Raw genomic sequence first — 17,437 nt, 5'->3', positions numbered from 1 at the left:
ACTCATCAGTCCGATTTGACGTAGAGCCTTTTTTTAATACATATTAGTGATAAATCTAAACGCATGAAATTACAATAAAAATTTTAAAGGTAAGGTAAATGATAGTCGGCCCCCGCATAGAGAATTTCGTTCTGAAATTCTTCAAGCAAAGCAAGCTGGGGTTAAGTGAATACATTCCTTTCCCTAAGTCTTGTATATCATCTATATTTCAAGGTCGCTTGATTGTGTCACTTCAAAATCTTTTCCATCTTGATTTAATTTATCTACATGACTATAAACCTTATGCCATTCTGGGAAGTAACGGTCTAATCTAATTGGTTGAAAATTACTTGATTTCATACAAATTAATTGAGTTGAACCAGTTGTGGCAAGTTCTCCATTCTCATTATATACTTCATAACAATAAACTGATTTAAGTCTTGAATATTGCTCAACCCATGTTTTGATTGTCACTTTTTCAGGATAAAAAATTGATTTTCTATATTTTATTTGAAGGTCTACAACTGGAGAAATGATGCCCTCTTTTTCCATATCTGCATAACTAAAACCCAACTTTCGGATATAATCTGTTCGTGCAACCTCAAACCATGTTGCATAATTACCATGATAAATCACACCCATTTTATCTGTTTCTTGATATCTAGCTTCAATTTCAGTCATACTGTATATCATTCTTAAGTACCTCTTTTCCAAAATCATTCATATTTCATATTAACATAAAAAAGCCATGCCAACATAAAGTCAGCATGGCTTTAAAGTTCATATATTATTGCGCTAATTTATTTCTTAGAACCATTTGTAAAATACCACCATGACGATAGTAATCTAATTCAACTAGTGAATCAAATCGTACAATTGCTTCAAAATCAACGACTTCACCATTTTCTTTTTTAGCATGTACTTTCACAGTATCACGTGGACTTACTGTTTCGTCAATATCAACAGAGATAGCTTCTTTTCCATCTAATCCTAATGATTCTGCTGATTCACCATCTTTAAATTGTAATGGTAAAACACCCATCATAACTAAGTTAGAACGGTGAATACGTTCATAGCTTTGAGCGATAACAGTTTTCACACCTAATAAGTTTGTACCTTTTGCAGCCCAGTCACGAGAAGAACCCATACCGTAGTCGTTTCCTGCTAAAACAGCTAAACCAGTACCGTCTTCTTTATATTTCATCGCTGCATCATATATAGGCATTACTTCATCTGTAGGCCAGTAAGTAGTGAATCCACCTTCAGTACCTGGCGCTAATTGGTTTTTAATACGAATATTAGCAAATGTACCTCTTACCATTACTTCATGGTTACCACGTCGAGAACCGTAAGAGTTAAAGTTTCTAATAGATACATCATGATCTAATAAATATTTACCAGCTGGTGTGTCTTTACCGATTGCACCGGCTGGAGAAATATGGTCAGTCGTAACAGAATCGCCAAATTTACCCATAACTCTTAAATCTTTAAGTGGTTCAATTGTACCAGGCTCTTTTGATAAACCTTGGAAGAATGATGGATTTTGGATATATGTTGAATTAGGATCAAAGTCATATAATGGTGCATCTGTTACATCTATTTCATTCCACATTTCATTGTTATTATACACGTTTTTATATTCTTCTAGGAATAGTTCAGGTGTTACAACACTATCTACAGTATCTGCAACCTCTTGAATTGTTGGCCAGATATCGTTTAAGTAAACATTTTGACCGTCTTTACCTTTTCCAATTGGCTCATTTTGTAAATCAATATCAACTGTACCAGCTAATGCATAAGCTACTACTAATTGAGGAGAGGCTAAATAGTTTGCTTTAACTAATGGATGGATACGACCTTCAAAGTTACGGTTACCAGATAATACTGATGTAACTAGTAAATCTTTTTCAGCCACTGCTTTTTCGATTTCAGGTAATAATGGACCAGAGTTACCAATACATGTTGTACAGCCGTAACCAACTAAGTTAAATCCTAAGTCATCTAAATATTCTTGAAGACCTGAATCTCTTAAGTATCCAGTTACAACTTTTGAACCTGGTGCTAATGAAGTTTTAACAAATTCAGGAACTTTAAGACCTTTTTCAACGGCTTTTTTAGCAACTAATCCTGCACCTAACATAACATATGGGTTAGATGTATTTGTACATGATGTGATTGCTGCGATAGCAATATCACCTGTTTTCATTGTTGCAGTTGAACCATCAGCAAAATTAATATTTGCTTTTTTATCAAATTCACTTTTATCTAGTCCATGTCCTTGGTTACCAGCAGGTGTTGTAACAGATTTTTCAAATTCTTTCTTCATATCACTTAAGAAAATTAAATCTTGTGGACGTTTTGGACCTGATAATGAAGCTTCAACAGTAGATAAATCTAAGTCGATGACATCCGTATATTCAGGGTCTTCTTTATCTACAGTGAAGAACATATTATTTTGTTCTAAATAAGCTTTAACTAATTCAACATGCTCTTCTTTACGTCCAGTTAATCTCATATATTTAAGAGATTCTTCATCAACTGGGAAGAAACCACAAGTTGCACCATATTCGGGCGCCATGTTAGCGATTGTTGCACGATCTGCTAATGGTAAGTCAGTTACACCAGGACCGAAGAATTCAACAAATTTGCCAACTACACCTTTTTTACGTAGTTCTTGAGTCACACGTAATGCTAAATCAGTAGCTGTTGAACCTTGTGGTAATGAATTAGTTAATCGAACACCAATTACTTCAGGGATTGGGAAGTAAGAAGGTTGTCCTAGCATACCCGCTTCAGCTTCAATACCACCAACACCCCAACCTAGTACACCAATACCATTGATCATTGTAGTATGAGAGTCAGTTCCTACAAGTGTGTCAGGAAATGCCGTCTGTTCTCCATCAACATCGCGAACGTGTACAACATTTGCAAGATATTCTAAGTTTACTTGGTGAACAATACCAGTTGCAGGGGGAACAGCATTATAGTTATCAAATGCTTTAGTCGCCCAATTTAAAAATTGATAACGCTCATAATTACGTTCGAATTCTAATTTCATATTTCTTTCTAATGCATCTGGATTAGCATAGCTATCAACTTGAACAGAGTGGTCAATGACTAAGTCAACTGGCACTTCTGGGTTGATTTTATTAATATCCCCACCAACATCGTTCATTGCTTTACGTAATGATGCTAAATCAACAACTGCAGGAACACCTGTGAAGTCTTGCAGAATAACACGAGATGGTTTGAAAGGTACTTCACCTTCATTTCCTTCATTGCCAAAGTTACCCAACGCTTTAATATGTTCATCAGTAATGACAAATTCATCTTCTTGTCTTAATACTGATTCTAATAAAACACGAATTGAGTAAGGTAATTTACTTATTTTTGTTAAACCTTGTTCTTCTAAACTTTTTAAATCATAGTACGTATATGACTGGCCATTTGCTTCAAATGTCTTTTTAGCTTGTTGCTTAATGTTAGAAGTCATTTATATATCCCCCTTGAATATTAAAATTCATATTTATATGCCTTTAAATAAATTGTATAATTATATGTTTTTCAAAACAACTGTATATACCTACATTTCACGTGATTTAGCTTTCGCATTTATAATCAGTATATATAAGTTATTCTTATCATATGCACTTACCACTATAAGTAAATATTATTAATTGAGAATGATTTTCATTAATATATAATATGGTCTCTTTAAAATTCATAAAAAACCCTCAAGTACTTATAAAAGCACTTAAGGGCAATAATGTTATTATGATGACTTCATATTATTTTTCAGCGTTTCTTCTTGATTCACGCTTTTCTAAAATATCAGATTCATAATCTTGTTGTTGATATTTAACATAATCTTGAAGTCTATGTTTGTTTGGTTGAAGTGTTAATCCCAAGAATTTACGTTCTTGGTTTGCATCTTTATAGAAACTAATCATCATCATTATAACTACAAAGGAGAATGGGAACGCACTTATAATTGCCGCACTTTGAATAGCATTTAATGCGTCAGCACCGTTTCCGCCACCTGCTAGTAATAAGATGAATGCGATTAATGATTGAGAAACACCCCATGTTACTTTTACAGCTCTAGAAGGTTCAAGAGAACCAAATGTTGTTTGCATACCCAACACAAATGTAGCTGAATCGGCAGATGTGATAAAGAATGAAGCAATTAGTACTAATGCTATAAGTGATAATGCCATTCCTAATGGAACGTGGTGGAATACACCGAACAACTGAGTTTCAGGTGTCATTTTAAATAATTCAGGGTGTTTTTTACCTGTTTCGATACCTAACACACCAAATACACTGAACCATAAGAAACTTACGATTGCTGGTACTAGTAAAACACCTGAGATAAATTCACGAATTGAACGTCCTTTAGACACACGTGCAATAAATACACCTACGAATGGACTCCAACTTAACCACCAACCCCAATAATAAAGGGTCCATGAAGACATCCATTCACGTTTTTGACCATTTAAAGCTGCAGTGTCAAAACTGTTGAATAAGAATGTATTTAATAAGCTACCAGTTGAACTAGTAAACATATTTAAAATAAGTACAGTAGGTCCAATAATTAAAGCAATAATCATTAAAACAGTACCTAAACCAATATTTAAGTTACTTAAATATTGAATGCCTTTACTTAAACCAGACCATGCACTAGCAATAAATAATATTGTAACTACGCCAATTATAATAGATTGAACCCATACATTATTTGGAACACCAAATAAGTAATGAAGTCCACCATTAATTTGTAACGCACCCATACCAAGTGAAACGGCTACACCTACAACAGTCGCAAATACTGAAAGAACGTCAATAATTGTTCCTATAGGTCCTTCCACTTTGTCACCTAAAATAGGGCGTAGTGTACGTGAAATTAAACCTGGTTCATTTTTTCTAAATTGAGCGTAAGCTAAAGCTAATGCAACTACACCATATACAGCCCAAGCATGGAATCCCCAGTGGAAAAATGTAGAACGTAATGCTTCTGTATATGCTTCAGTAGTTTTAGGATCAGCATTAGGTGGTGAGGCAAAATGTGCCATAGGTTCAGCTGCACCGTAGAACACTAAACCTATTCCCATACCGGCACTAAATAACATCGCAAACCATGAAACAGTATTAAATTCAGGTTTATCATTAGGTTTACCTAGTTTAAGTTTACCGATTGGACTAAAAATTAAAAAGATACAAAAGAACACTATTACAGTAGTCAAAATCAAGTAATACCAGCCAAGCTTTTCAGTAATCCAACTACTGATGTCGCCTGTAATTTTACCAAATTGCTCAGGTAAAAATGCACCGATTAATACAACAATGGCTACTACGATAGCACTGTAAATAAAAACCGATGAAAACTTCTTGTTTTGTTTTGTTTCTTCAGAAGAAGAATTCATAATTTACTTACTCCTTTCCCATATTAAATTTAAAAATTAGTTTGAAATAACTATTGAAGTAATTTAAGACGATATATTAAAGGATAACAAAGCCTTTATACAATATCAAATTTCTTTTAAATTAAACATTTACTAAAATATTTATATGTTGTATAATATATTTTATTCTTAAGTGAGGGGTATTGAATTATGTTTAAAGAATTTAAAGAGTTTGCTCTTAAAGGTAACGTGCTAGATTTAGCAATCGCTGTAGTTATGGGTGCAGCATTCAATAAAATTGTTACATCATTAGTTACATACATTATCATGCCATTAATTGGTAAAATTTTCGGTTCTGTCGATTTTGCTAAAGATTGGGAATTCTGGGGAATTAAATATGGCCTATTTATCCAATCAATTATTGATTTTATAATTGTAGCAATCGCACTATTTATATTTGTTAAAATCGCAAATACTTTAGTGAAGAAAGATGAGCCTGAAGAAGAAATCGAAGAAAATACTGTTTTATTAACAGAAATCCGCGATTTGTTAAGAGCTAAATAATCATAATTTAAGACCGTATGGCAATATTGTATTAATTTTGCCATATGGTCTTTTTTTAGTTCCACTTAAATCGAGTTTGACTTTGATATTGATTCGATGTTACCTCAAGTATTAATGGAATGCGTTGTTTAAGTTCACTAACGTGAGATATGATACCAACCATCCTGCCTGAAGTTTTTAATTTAACCAAAGTATCTAGAGCAGTTTCTAATGTTTCTTGATCTAACGTACCAAAGCCTTCATCTATAAACATCGACTCAAGGGTAATACCACCAGATTCTTGTTGAACCACTTCACTCAATCCTAGTGCTAAAGCTAGAGATGCTTGGAACGTTTCACCACCTGATAATGAACTAATATGTCTAGATTTATTTGAATGAAAATCAAACACTTCAATTTCTAAACCACTATAACCATGAGATATAGATTCTCTTCTTTTTAGCTGATATCTTTCCCCACTCATACGTTCTAAACGAATATTTGCTTGATGGATGATTCGTTCTAAGTAATAAACAAGCACATAGTTTTCAAGCGTCAATTTTTTATTATTTTTTCCTGATAGTACCTCTGATAATTCAAAGATTTCTTGTTGTTCTTTTAATTCTTTCTCTAAATAATTTATATGATCCATTATACTATTAAATTTGTCTTTATTTTTCTGTACTTGATATTGAATTGTAGCACTCGCTTCAACAAACTTATTATAGTTGGATTCAATTTCAGTTTTTGTAGCTTCCAATTTTTCAACCGATTCAGGTTTATTGTCTTTTGTAAGTTGAGATAGTCGTTCAATCTCTAAAGTAAGTTTTTGATGATCATGCTCATATTGCTGAATTTTCATTTCAATTTGCTCTTTGTTGTCTAACTTAGATAATAAAATTTCAACATCTTTGTATGAATTTAGTCCAATTCGCTTCATTTCTTGATTAATTTCATCGCTATGACCACTAATTTCTTGTTCAAGTTCTTTAATAACTAATTGATTATTGTTTAGATTATTTGTTTCGATTTCAATTTGTTGTTTTGTTTGATTTATTTCTTTCTCTAATACTTCGTTCTTAGATACATAATCAGTTACTATTTGTTCATATTGCTTAAAGCACTGTTCAAATTTATTAGTTTCATCATAATTAGTGTAACTTTTAAATTCTTTTATTAGTGTTTCAAATTGATGCTTCAATGATAAAAGTTTTTCATGCTTAATTTGCAAGCTATGATTAATATCTTTATGCTTATCTAGTGTACTTTTAAACTTTTCACGTTGCTTAATTTGAATTTGTAGTTTTTCTTTTTCCTTATTTTTAGTTTTTAATTGTTGTTCTATTTCGTCGATATCACTAATTTCATCATCACTTATTTCTAACTCACTCATTTGATTACTAATATAATCAGAAGTGGTTTCAAGTTTAGTTAACTCATTTATTTTTTTATTTAACTGATTATTAACTTCTTTTATTAAATTTTGATTCTTAGCAATTTCATCAAAATTAATATGTTCATTGAGAGACTCAATTTCATTACCACATATAGGACATGTATCTCCAACATGAAGTGCATTTTGAATTTCTTGAATAAATGTTTGTTTATCATTTAAATCAATATTTGACTTGTCTATATTTTCTAATTGAAGTTTTAAATCTGAAATTTGTTCTTTAGTCTTTTTAATACTTTTCTCTGTTTCGTTGTATTTTTGACTTAAAGATTGGTATTTTTTCTTGTTTTCTCTCAAAGTCACTTTTTTATCAAAAGTGTTTTTTAATTGGAATATCTCCTGTGTTATTTCGTCAATATTCTCGTTATTTACATCTATTTTAGCTATATCATTATTCAATTTATCAATTAAATTCTTATTTTCTTCTTGCTTTTGATTATTCTCTTTTAAGTATGTTTCATTTTGTTTAATTTCGTTAAAGGCTTCATAATACTTATTTATGTTTGTATAAAACTGTTTAGTTTTATCAATATATACAGACTTAATGTTAATATCTTCTGATTGTTCATTTAAAATTTCTTTTTCTTTCTTAAATTTCTCTAATTTATCATTAAGTTTATGTAACTCTTCAAGAATAGAATTTAGCTTAACCTTAGTATTTTCATATTTTTGTTCTTTTGCGTTTCTTTGATTATACAATTGACTCAAGGGTTTAATTTCCATAATTTTACGTAATTCAGCTTTTAATTTTTCAATACTAACTTTGTTTTTTTCTAGTTGAACTTTCTTATTTTTATTTCGATCAAGTTCTTTAAGTGATTCTATTAATTTATTGTTTTCTTCAATTTTTCTTTTAATAGCTTCAAGCGCATCATGATGTTCAGATTTTAATTGTTCATATTTTTCATTTAAGTGTTGACCTACTTGTTCGAACTGAGGTATTGCATTAATAATGTCTTTGGTTTGCATACTATTCAAAGATTTAAATTGAATTAATTCATCATTCTCAAATGTTTCAATATCTTCCCAAAGTATTTGAATCTGACTATAACGTGATTCTATTTGCTTCTTCTCGTCTTTAACTTGATTTAACAATAAATTTTGCATCTCTTCAAAACGGATACTATTGAATAATGTTCTTAAAATACTTTGCTTATCGGAACTATTAGATACTAAAAATTTCTTAAATTCTCCTTGAGGTAATATGAATAATTGTCTGAATTGTTCAGCGTTGATACCTAACAAATCTTTGATAAAACCATTACCAGAGCTGATTTTACTCTCTCGTAGTTCGTAAAGCTGACTTTCTTCATCAAATTCAAAAACATCAAGTTTACCAGGTGTTAAAGAAATATTCCCCTCTTTAATAAATCCAGCCTGTCTAGATATTTTAAATTTTTTATCTTTAATTTTAAATTCATATTCTACACTCATCGGAGATTTACCATCAGCAAAATGACTTCGTAATTCTCCCTCATTTCTACCTTCTGTAGAAGCCTTACCAAATAGAGCATAAACAATGCCATCAAATAACATAGTTTTTCCCGAACCAGTTTTTCCACTAATTAAAAATAACTGTTCATTATTTATTTGTTCAAAATCAATAACTTCATGTATGAAAGGTCCAAAATTATTAAGTATTAATTTAGTTGGTCTCAATTATTTAATCCTCCCTATTGATAACTTGATTTAATAATTGATGTATTTTCTTCTCTTGATAATTTGTTAAATCTTCATCTGTAATTGTTTTGTAGAAATTTTTAATTATTGTAGGATCATCTGTAGTTTTAAAATCTGCGTACGTTGATTTATTATGATTTTCAAAAGTGATATTACTAAGCGAAAGTGTATTTGGATATATCTGTTTAAGGTGGATGATAGGGTCCGTGACATGAGACATATTTTTAAGTTTGAAGTGAAAATAATTGTCCTTATTTTTCACAGGAACGTCACCTTGTATAACAGACGAGTAGTCACCTTCAATTTGCTCTAACTCTCTTAAAGGTTTTAATTGTACAAACTTAATATTTATGTCATTTTTTGAACTAATCATTAATTTTTTGTATCCTTTGGCCTGGTTCACTTCAGAAAATGAGTATTGTAATAACGAACCACTGTAATCAACAATATTATCTGTAATACTAAATGGATGATGAAGATGTCCTAATAGTACTTTGTCAAAAATTTGGAAGTTAGCGCTTTCTACACTTTCAACGGTTCCAATTGTAAGTGGCCTTTCAGATTCTGATGTTTTACCACCTTTTATGGTTAAATGGCCAATTAAAATATTGATTTGATTAGGGTCTATAATCTTCGAAATGTGGTTAATACACTTTTGAGTTGCTTGCTCATATGTCTTGATATCATCATCATTAAAGTAAGCCTTAATTTCACTAATAGTGGCAAAAGGAAGTGTGTAAAAGTTAATATTATTAATAGTTATAGGTGTAGACATTAATTCTAGTTGCGTTCTAATATATAATTGTGAAAACTCAAACCATGTTGACCCATAATTTAATCTTTCTCTACCATCATGATTTCCATTGGTTATAATTGTAGGAATTTTCATATTTACATTTATAGTTTTAATCGTTTCTTCAAAAAGTCTAATGGTCTCCTTACTAGGATAAGACGTATCATATATATCACCCGAAATAACCAGAACATCTGGTTTCTCTTCCTTCAAATTATCAATAAATTTGTTCAATATGTAATGTTGATCTTCTAAAAATTGCTTACCATTTAAAATCTTACCTAAATGCCAATCAGCAGTGTGAATAACCTTCATAATGACCTCCCTTTAGAACATTTGTTCGTGTATATTATATCTTGAATCACACTATTGTTCAAACTAAAAAAGATGGAACAAATGATTAATTTAAATTCATTGTCCCACCTATGTTATTGAGCAGCTATTAATAACCCCAACATGCTCTGCTTGTAGAATTTCTTATTTTGAAATTCTCTTTGTTGGGGCCCCAACCCCAACTTGCATTACTTGTAAAATTTCTTATTTGGAAATTCTCTTCGTTAGGGCCCTAACCCCAACTTGTATTACTTGTAAAATTTCTTATTTGGAAATTCTCTTTGTTGGGACCCCGCTCAGCCCGGCAAGGTTGAATCGAATTAAAAAAGCTTGTTACAAGTATGTTTTTAATTCATTCAACTACTTCCAATATGTAATTATAGCCTGAGATATTAATTTATGTCCCAGGCTCTACTAAAATTTTCAAAGTAATTTAAAATACATCATTTTTTAAATCATTATTCAATTATTTGACAGTTGACCTTTTCAACTTTTTATATTTATATAACATTGCTAATCTCCAAGGAACAATCATGCTAAACGCAAGTAAGAAGAACATGCCGCCAATTTCACCAGGATCAATTTTACTACTGATAAATATTTTAATTAAAGTGCGTATAATTAATAAGGAAATTAAAATGATTGGAAATGCTTTTGAGCGCTTCATATAAATTTCAGTACCATGTACCTCAAAGTGACTTGTCCATATAAGAACAGATGAGAATAAGACACCTAGAATAATCGACTCTAAAATTTCAGTACCAGTCAATCTAAAGTACGGAATCACATACATCAATGCGCCTGTAGCCATGAAAAATGGTGGTAATATAATTTTCTTTTCATTAACAGGAAAGTTTTGAGCTTTCATTCGAATAAAAATTACTACTATACCCATAAATAAAGCAAATACAATAGAAAAAATTAAATACGCCAACGTTACACCTTCTTATATATTCATAAACTCTTACTCTTTATTACTCATTGTAAGTTATTTAGATTATTAAATATTTTTCTTTTTTAATAATACTAAAGTTGTTTTACTACAAAAATAAAGGATTGTAAACCTTAAAGGTACTACAATCCATTTAAAAATTATTTTTTTGAACTTTTCATGTTTTGATCCATGTTTTTATTCATCATTGTCATCATTTGATTGATTTTCTTTTGCGATGGTTTTTGACCCATTTGCATCATCATCATTCGTAACATTTCTTCATTAATAGGTGGGTTTTTTTTCAAATAATCCATCATATATTTACGTGCTAAAAAGAAACCACCAACTAGTCCACCGATAAGCGCTACAATGATTAATAAAATTGCTAACCATGTTGCCATTGTTTCACCCACTTTCTATATCCTACTGAATTTTACTAAATTACTATTCTATTTTCAAGAGCTAGTTAGTAATTCTGCATCCATTTGTTATCATAACAAATACTTAAACGAATGTAATACTTATTTTTAGTTAACTTAAAAATTATTTTGTATTGCTCATTCAAATTAAAGAAGACTTTCCAATGAAAGCCTTCTCAGTTCTCTAATTTCTTATCTAATATTAAAATGTGTGAATTTGATTTAATACATTTTCTTTAGTGAAACCATATTTTTCTACGACTAAGTCGCCAGGGGCACTTGCACCAAATTGGTCAATACCTATCACTTTACCTTCAGTGCCTACATATTTGTGCCAACCTAATGGAGATGCCATTTCAATTGCAACACGTTTAGTAATTTCTTTAGGAATTACAGACTCTTTATATTCTTCTGATTGTTGTTCAAAAGCAAACCAGTTAGGCATTGATACTACTCGTACACCTTTACCTTGTTTATCTAAATCTGTAGCTGCTTCAATTGCTAAGCTAACTTCTGAACCAGTAGCAAGTAATAGATACTCAGGTTTAGTTTCAGTTTCGAAGACCACATAAGCACCTTTACGAACACCTTGTTCAACTGTCTCTTCATCTACATCTAAATATGGTAAATTTTGACGAGTTAATACTAAAGAAGTTGGTGTTTGTTCTGATTCAAGAGCTACTTCCCAAGCTACTCTTGTTTCATTTCCATCAGCTGGACGAATGACATTCATATTTGGTATTGATCTTAAGCCCGCTAATTGTTCAATTGGCTCATGAGTAGGTCCATCTTCACCTACAGCGATTGAATCATGTGTGAAGATGAATGTTGAATTTAATCCCATGATAGCTGATAAGCGCAACGCTGGTTTTAAGTAGTCACTAAATACAAAGAATGTTGCACCATAAGGGTGTAATCCACCGTGTGCTGCCATACCATTTACAGCTGCACCCATTGCGAACTCACGTACACCAAACCATATATTTTTACCTTCAGGTGTATTTCTATCATAATCAGTCGCTTCTTTAACGTTAGATTTGTTAGAACCAGCTAAGTCAGCAGAACCACCAAAGAATGACGGAACTGATTTACTTAATGCTTGAATTACTTCACCTGAATCAGCACGTGTTGCTGCATTATGATCGCTATCAAAGCGTGGTAACTCATCTCTATAGTTTTTAGGTAGTTTACCACTAATAGCTAATTTAAATTCATCTGCTAATTCTGGATATTGTTTAGAATAATTTTCTAGTAATGCTTTCCATGCATCTTCATGCTCATTTGCACGTTTTAACATAGTTGTTTGGAAAATTTCATATACTTCTTCTGGCACATTGAAACGTTTTTCAGGGTCTAAACCATATGTTTCAAAAGTTAATTTTCTCTCATCTGAACCTAGTGGTGCACCATGAACACCATTAGTACCACTCACGTTTGGAGCACCATAACCGATAATTGTTTTAACTTCAATCATGGTTGGACCATTTTGAGATTTGGCTTTAGTTATTGCTTTATCGATAGCGTCTAAATCATTACCATCTTTTACTAATATGTGATTCCAACCGTAACTTTCAAATCGTTTCTTAACATCTTCAGAGAAGGCTTTATTTAATTCGCCATCTAATGAAATATCGTTTGAATCATATAAAACAATTAGCTTATCTAATTGGTTATGGCCAGCCAATGAAGCAGCTTCATGAGAAATACCTTCCATTAAATCACCATCAGAAGCTAGCACATAAGTATAATGGTCAACAATATTGAAATCATCTTTATTAAATTTACCTGCTAAATGGTCTTCAGCTAAAGCCATACCTACAGACATAGCAAAGCCTTGTCCAAGTGGGCCAGTAGTAACTTCAACACCATCAGTATGTCTGAATTCTGGATGTCCTGGTGTTTTAGAACCCCATTGTCTAAATTGCTTCAATTCTTCTAATTCAAGACTGCCTGAAACATGTAACAAGCTGTATAATAGCGCAGAGCCATGTCCAGCCGACAATACAAAACGGTCTCTATTAAAATAGTCTTTAGATTGAGGATTAAAATTTAAGTGGCGTGTCCATAAAGTATAGGCCATTGGTGCAGCTCCCATAGGTAATCCAGGGTGACCTGAATTAGCTTCTTCGATTGCATCAATACTTAAAGCTCTAATCGTATCAATCGCTAGTTGATCTTTCTCGTTAAACATCTCTAATACTTCCCTTCTACTTGAATCATCTTTCGTATATTATAACTTAAAAATATTGAAATTGATAATCGTTTAAACTCAACGAACTATAATCTAATATTTATTAATTTTTATTTTGTTCTTGTATCTTTTTTAATTTTTCAGGTGTCACATCATTACCTTCAGGATCTATCACCTTTGTACTCTCAATTTGTTGTTTAAACCCTTTTCTAAATGCTTCGAGGTATTTTTTACGTAATTTCGATTGCTCTTTAGCTTCAGCTTCAGTTAAACCTTGTTCCTTTTTCTTTTTAGCAAGCTCATTAATTCTATCTATATTTAAATTATCATTAGACATAACTATCACTCTTTCTGTATTCCCATTAATATTTTCTCTTTTACTTCATAGAATATAACAAAAAAGAGGTCTAGACAAAAGCTATTGACATTTAAATAGCTTTGACAGACCTCAAATTTATAATCATCTTACAAACGCGAACACTTTGTAGTCATTTTGTTCCCCATTTGTAGTATTTACGTTCTTATTGTCATCTTTAATAATTGCCTTTTTAGAAATAGTATGGTCAGTTATTTCGTACGTTTGTTCCATTTGAGCGTTATGATATAAATTCATGAAAAATACTATAAAAACAACACAAGATATTGATACAACAGCTATATTAGTTAATAATTTATTTTTATATTTATTAAACATTACTTTCACCTCTAGAACATTTGTTTGTATAAATACTTTATCAGAACATTTGTTCTTAGTCAACATAAAAACGAACAAATGTTTGTTCAATATTTAAATCAGTGCTATAATGTAGTTAAATAAAATTAGGGAGTGCCTATATATGAGAGAATTAACTAAACGTCAAAGTGAAATATACGATTACATTAAACATGTAGTACAAACTAAAGGATATCCACCAAGCGTACGAGAAATTGGTGAAGAAGTAGGATTAGCGTCAAGTTCAACTGTTCATGGTCATTTATCTAGACTAGAAGAAAAAGGATATATTAAACGAGACCCTACGAAACCGAGAGCCATTGAAATTGTTAGCGAACAAACTAACGATGCAGTTAATATGGAGGAAACAATTTATGTTCCTGTAATTGGTAAAGTTACTGCCGGAATTCCGATTACTGCAGTTGAAAATATTGAGGAATATTTCCCTTTACCAGAACATTTAACATCAACTCACAATAGTGATATCTTTATTTTAAATGTCGTGGGTGAAAGTATGATTGAGGCAGGTATTTTAGATGGAGATAAAGTTATAGTTAGAAGCCAAACCATTGCTGAAAATGGGGACATCATTGTTGCTATGACTGAAGATGATGAAGCAACAGTTAAACGCTTCTATAAAGAAAAAACACGTTATAGATTACAACCTGAAAATAGTACAATGAGTCCTATTTATCTTGATAACGTTACTGTTATCGGTAAAGTTATTGGTTTATACAGAGAACTGTAGTTTTAATTTCTAAAATTTACGTTAACCTCTCTCTTATATATTTCTATATACAAAGAACTAGCAAAGTCTACAATGTAAACTTTGCTAGTTCTTTTGTTTTTCATTTTCATTTTTATTTAAAATTTCTTTAACCTTATCTAGAATATCTAGTTTATTAACATCTTTAGTTGTCATAATATCAACTTCCTTATCAACTAAAAGATACCCTTAATAAGTCGTATTAAAACACTTAGCCCGTATAATTTTCTGTCCAAAATGGTTGTCGTTTGTCATTAAAATCAACGCCTACGCCTAGAGTACTGAAATTTGTATTCAATATATTCTTTCTATGACCAAGTGAATTCATTAACCCCTCATGAGCAAATATACTATTTTGTTGCCCATACGCTAAATTTTCACCTGCCGCATTGAAATCAATGTCATCATCTTTTAATCGATCAAAAGGAGATTCACCATCTAAATTATTATGATCAAAGTAATTTTGTTTTGCCATGTCTTCACTATGGTTTCTTGCTGTATTGGAGACATTTTTCGAGTAACTAAGTGTATTCAACCCATGCTGTTTACGCTCAGAATTAACTAAATCATAATTTTGATATTCAAAGCTTTGTTCTAATGTTGAAGATGGTGCACCGTAATGTTGAGTCAACCTTTTTTCCATAGCGTCACTAACTTGAAGTAATGCAGTAACTCCATTGTCATTATGTTTATCATAAAAAACAGTTGTATAAATATTATCTTCATGGAAAACATCATACTCATCGCTACTTATATCAACACGGTATCTACCTTTAACAATTTCTTTTAAAGGTTTACCAAGTCTATCCTCAACAACATTTTTAGGGGTGTTATATTTCACCTTAGATTTAGATGTAATGACATTTTGATTACTATATAAAGCATTGACTTTATTTCCTAAATAGCTAACCATTATGAAATTATCGTAATCATTATTGTAATAGGTATACCATTTAGTGCCATATTCATTAGATGTTACTCTTTTAGGTTTCCCCAATTGATTTTCAACTTTGTCTTTAGACATATTCATCTGAATATTATTAATAGCAAAGTCCTGTTTTGTAGGTGTTTTGAGCGAATTGCTTTTTAAACTCGAATCTTGATTCATAACTTGCTGAACTTTACTTCTTACGTCATTCTGAAATTTTACTAGTGCTTGATTTTCCTTTAATGGTATGAATAAAGCTACAACTAATAACACCAAAGAAAATAAAAGGAATTTTTTAATAACATACACCTACCACTCAAGTTTTAATCCTTATCCCCATTAAAAATTGAATTTCGCACTATAACATAATCGACAGTTGTTAATGATTTTAAATCTTTTCCACCTGCATATGAAATCGAACTTTGTAAGTCTTGTTGCATTTCAACTAAAGTATCTTTTAATGATCCTTTATGTTCAACAAACATTTTTTTACCTTCAACATTCTTGTGTTCACCTTTTTGGAATTCAGATGCACTACCAAAATACTCTTTATAACGTTTGCCGTCTAATTCAACAGTTTCACCTGGTGATTCTTCATGAGCCGCAAATAGAGATCCTATCATTACCATGCTTGCACCAAATCGAATTGATTTAGCAATATCGCCATGTGTTCTTAAGCCACCATCAGCGATTATAGGTTTACGCGCTGCTTTACTACAAATATTTAATGCTGCTAATTGCCAACCACCAGTGCCAAAACCAGTTTTTATTTTTGTGATACAAACTCTACCTGGTCCAATACCAACTTTAGTTGCATCTGCACCTGCGTTTTCAAGTTCTCTAACACCTTCTGGCGTACCAACATTTCCAGCAATTACAAATGTTTTTGGAATATATTTTTTTATGTGTTTAATCATTTTAATAACTGAATCTGAATGACCATGAGCTATATCAATCGTAATATATTCAGGAACTAATTGTTTGTCAGCTAATTCTTCAATAAATTTAAATTCATTTGCTTTAACACCTACAGAAATAGAAGCAAACAATCCGTCTTTTTGCATGTTTTGAATAAATGGAATACGAGCTGCTTCGTCAAATCGATGCATAATATAAAAATAATCATTTTTAGCGAACCAATGCGCTAATTCTTCACTCATAACAGTTTGCATATTCGCTGGCACAACAGGTAACTTAAACGTTTTAGGTCCAAATTGAACAGTTGTATCACATTCCGAACGACTTTCAACTATACATTTATTTGGAATTAATTGAATATCTTCATAATCAAAAATTTTCAT

14 protein-coding genes are annotated in these 17,437 nt (G+C 31.3%); 2 read left to right on the top strand and 12 right to left on the bottom strand.

Annotation, left to right across the window (positions count from 1 at the left end):
* Nucleotides 1–201: 201 nt before the first annotated feature.
* The 3 genes from menI to HMPREF3134_RS00850 form a co-directional block, all read right to left on the bottom strand.
* On the bottom strand, nt 202–672 hold the full coding sequence (gene menI / locus HMPREF3134_RS00860; RefSeq protein WP_070440159.1) for a 1,4-dihydroxy-2-naphthoyl-CoA hydrolase MenI: 471 nt from the start codon (nt 670–672) through the stop codon (nt 202–204).
* Nucleotides 673–766: 94 nt separating this feature from the next.
* A complete protein-coding gene (gene acnA, locus HMPREF3134_RS00855) occupies nt 767–3,472 on the bottom strand; it encodes an aconitate hydratase AcnA (RefSeq protein ID WP_070440157.1) in 2,706 nt (901 codons plus the stop codon).
* A 295-nt stretch (nt 3,473–3,767) separates the two neighbouring features.
* Nucleotides 3,768–5,405 carry a BCCT family transporter gene (locus HMPREF3134_RS00850; RefSeq protein WP_070440155.1) on the bottom strand — a complete coding sequence of 546 codons (1,638 nt, stop codon included), beginning with the start codon at nt 5,403–5,405 and terminating at the stop codon, nt 3,768–3,770.
* 189 nt (nt 5,406–5,594) lie between these two features.
* Here HMPREF3134_RS00850 and mscL point away from each other — a divergent pair, with 189 nt between their 5' ends.
* The gene (gene mscL, locus HMPREF3134_RS00845) at nt 5,595–5,948 is read left to right on the top strand and encodes a large conductance mechanosensitive channel protein MscL (RefSeq protein WP_070440153.1); all 354 of its coding nucleotides are present in this window, start codon (nt 5,595–5,597) and stop codon (nt 5,946–5,948) included.
* A gap of 55 nt (nt 5,949–6,003) precedes the next feature.
* Here the strand turns inward: mscL and sbcC are convergent, their stop codons facing one another.
* The 7 genes from sbcC to sosA all read right to left on the bottom strand — a co-directional run bounded on the left by sbcC (nt 6,004) and on the right by sosA (nt 14,424).
* A complete protein-coding gene (sbcC, locus tag HMPREF3134_RS00840; protein WP_070440151.1) occupies nt 6,004–9,039 on the bottom strand; it encodes an exonuclease subunit SbcC in 3,036 nt (1,011 codons plus the stop codon).
* A 4-nt stretch (nt 9,040–9,043) separates the two neighbouring features.
* The gene (sbcD, locus tag HMPREF3134_RS00835; RefSeq protein WP_070440149.1) at nt 9,044–10,168 is read right to left on the bottom strand and encodes an exonuclease subunit SbcD; all 1,125 of its coding nucleotides are present in this window, start codon (nt 10,166–10,168) and stop codon (nt 9,044–9,046) included.
* Nucleotides 10,169–10,652: 484 nt separating this feature from the next.
* On the bottom strand, nt 10,653–11,120 hold the full coding sequence (locus HMPREF3134_RS00830) for a CcdC family protein (protein WP_070440147.1): 468 nt from the start codon (nt 11,118–11,120) through the stop codon (nt 10,653–10,655).
* A 158-nt stretch (nt 11,121–11,278) separates the two neighbouring features.
* Nucleotides 11,279–11,521: a YneF family protein gene (locus HMPREF3134_RS00825; protein WP_011275855.1), complete on the bottom strand. Its 243-nt coding sequence runs from the start codon at nt 11,519–11,521 to the stop codon at nt 11,279–11,281.
* Between the two features lie 220 nt (nt 11,522–11,741).
* Nucleotides 11,742–13,730 carry a transketolase gene (gene tkt, locus HMPREF3134_RS00820; protein WP_070440145.1) on the bottom strand — a complete coding sequence of 663 codons (1,989 nt, stop codon included), beginning with the start codon at nt 13,728–13,730 and terminating at the stop codon, nt 11,742–11,744.
* A gap of 103 nt (nt 13,731–13,833) precedes the next feature.
* On the bottom strand, nt 13,834–14,067 hold the full coding sequence (locus HMPREF3134_RS00815) for a DUF896 domain-containing protein (RefSeq protein WP_016931078.1): 234 nt from the start codon (nt 14,065–14,067) through the stop codon (nt 13,834–13,836).
* Between the two features lie 123 nt (nt 14,068–14,190).
* Nucleotides 14,191–14,424: a DNA damage-induced cell division inhibitor SosA gene (gene sosA, locus HMPREF3134_RS00810; protein WP_033080041.1), complete on the bottom strand. Its 234-nt coding sequence runs from the start codon at nt 14,422–14,424 to the stop codon at nt 14,191–14,193.
* 142 nt (nt 14,425–14,566) lie between these two features.
* On the opposite strand from sosA, the gene lexA reads away from it, so the two are divergent.
* Nucleotides 14,567–15,190, top strand: a complete 624-nt coding sequence (gene lexA, locus HMPREF3134_RS00805; RefSeq protein ID WP_070440143.1) for a transcriptional repressor LexA — start codon at nt 14,567–14,569, stop codon at nt 15,188–15,190.
* Between the two features lie 229 nt (nt 15,191–15,419).
* On the opposite strand, the gene HMPREF3134_RS00800 is transcribed toward lexA, so the two are convergent.
* Both HMPREF3134_RS00800 and guaC read right to left on the bottom strand, forming a co-directional pair.
* A complete protein-coding gene (locus HMPREF3134_RS00800; protein WP_070440141.1) occupies nt 15,420–16,445 on the bottom strand; it encodes a CAP domain-containing protein in 1,026 nt (341 codons plus the stop codon).
* A gap of 14 nt (nt 16,446–16,459) precedes the next feature.
* A complete protein-coding gene (guaC, locus tag HMPREF3134_RS00795) occupies nt 16,460–17,437 on the bottom strand; it encodes a GMP reductase (RefSeq protein ID WP_070440139.1) in 978 nt (325 codons plus the stop codon).

The sequence above is a fragment of the Staphylococcus sp. HMSC14D10 genome (assembly GCF_001808125.1).
Taxonomy (GTDB): Bacteria; Bacillota; Bacilli; order Staphylococcales; family Staphylococcaceae; genus Staphylococcus; species Staphylococcus haemolyticus.
Note: the sequence above shows the minus strand (reverse complement) of the source record. Positions and strands in the feature narration are given on the sequence as shown.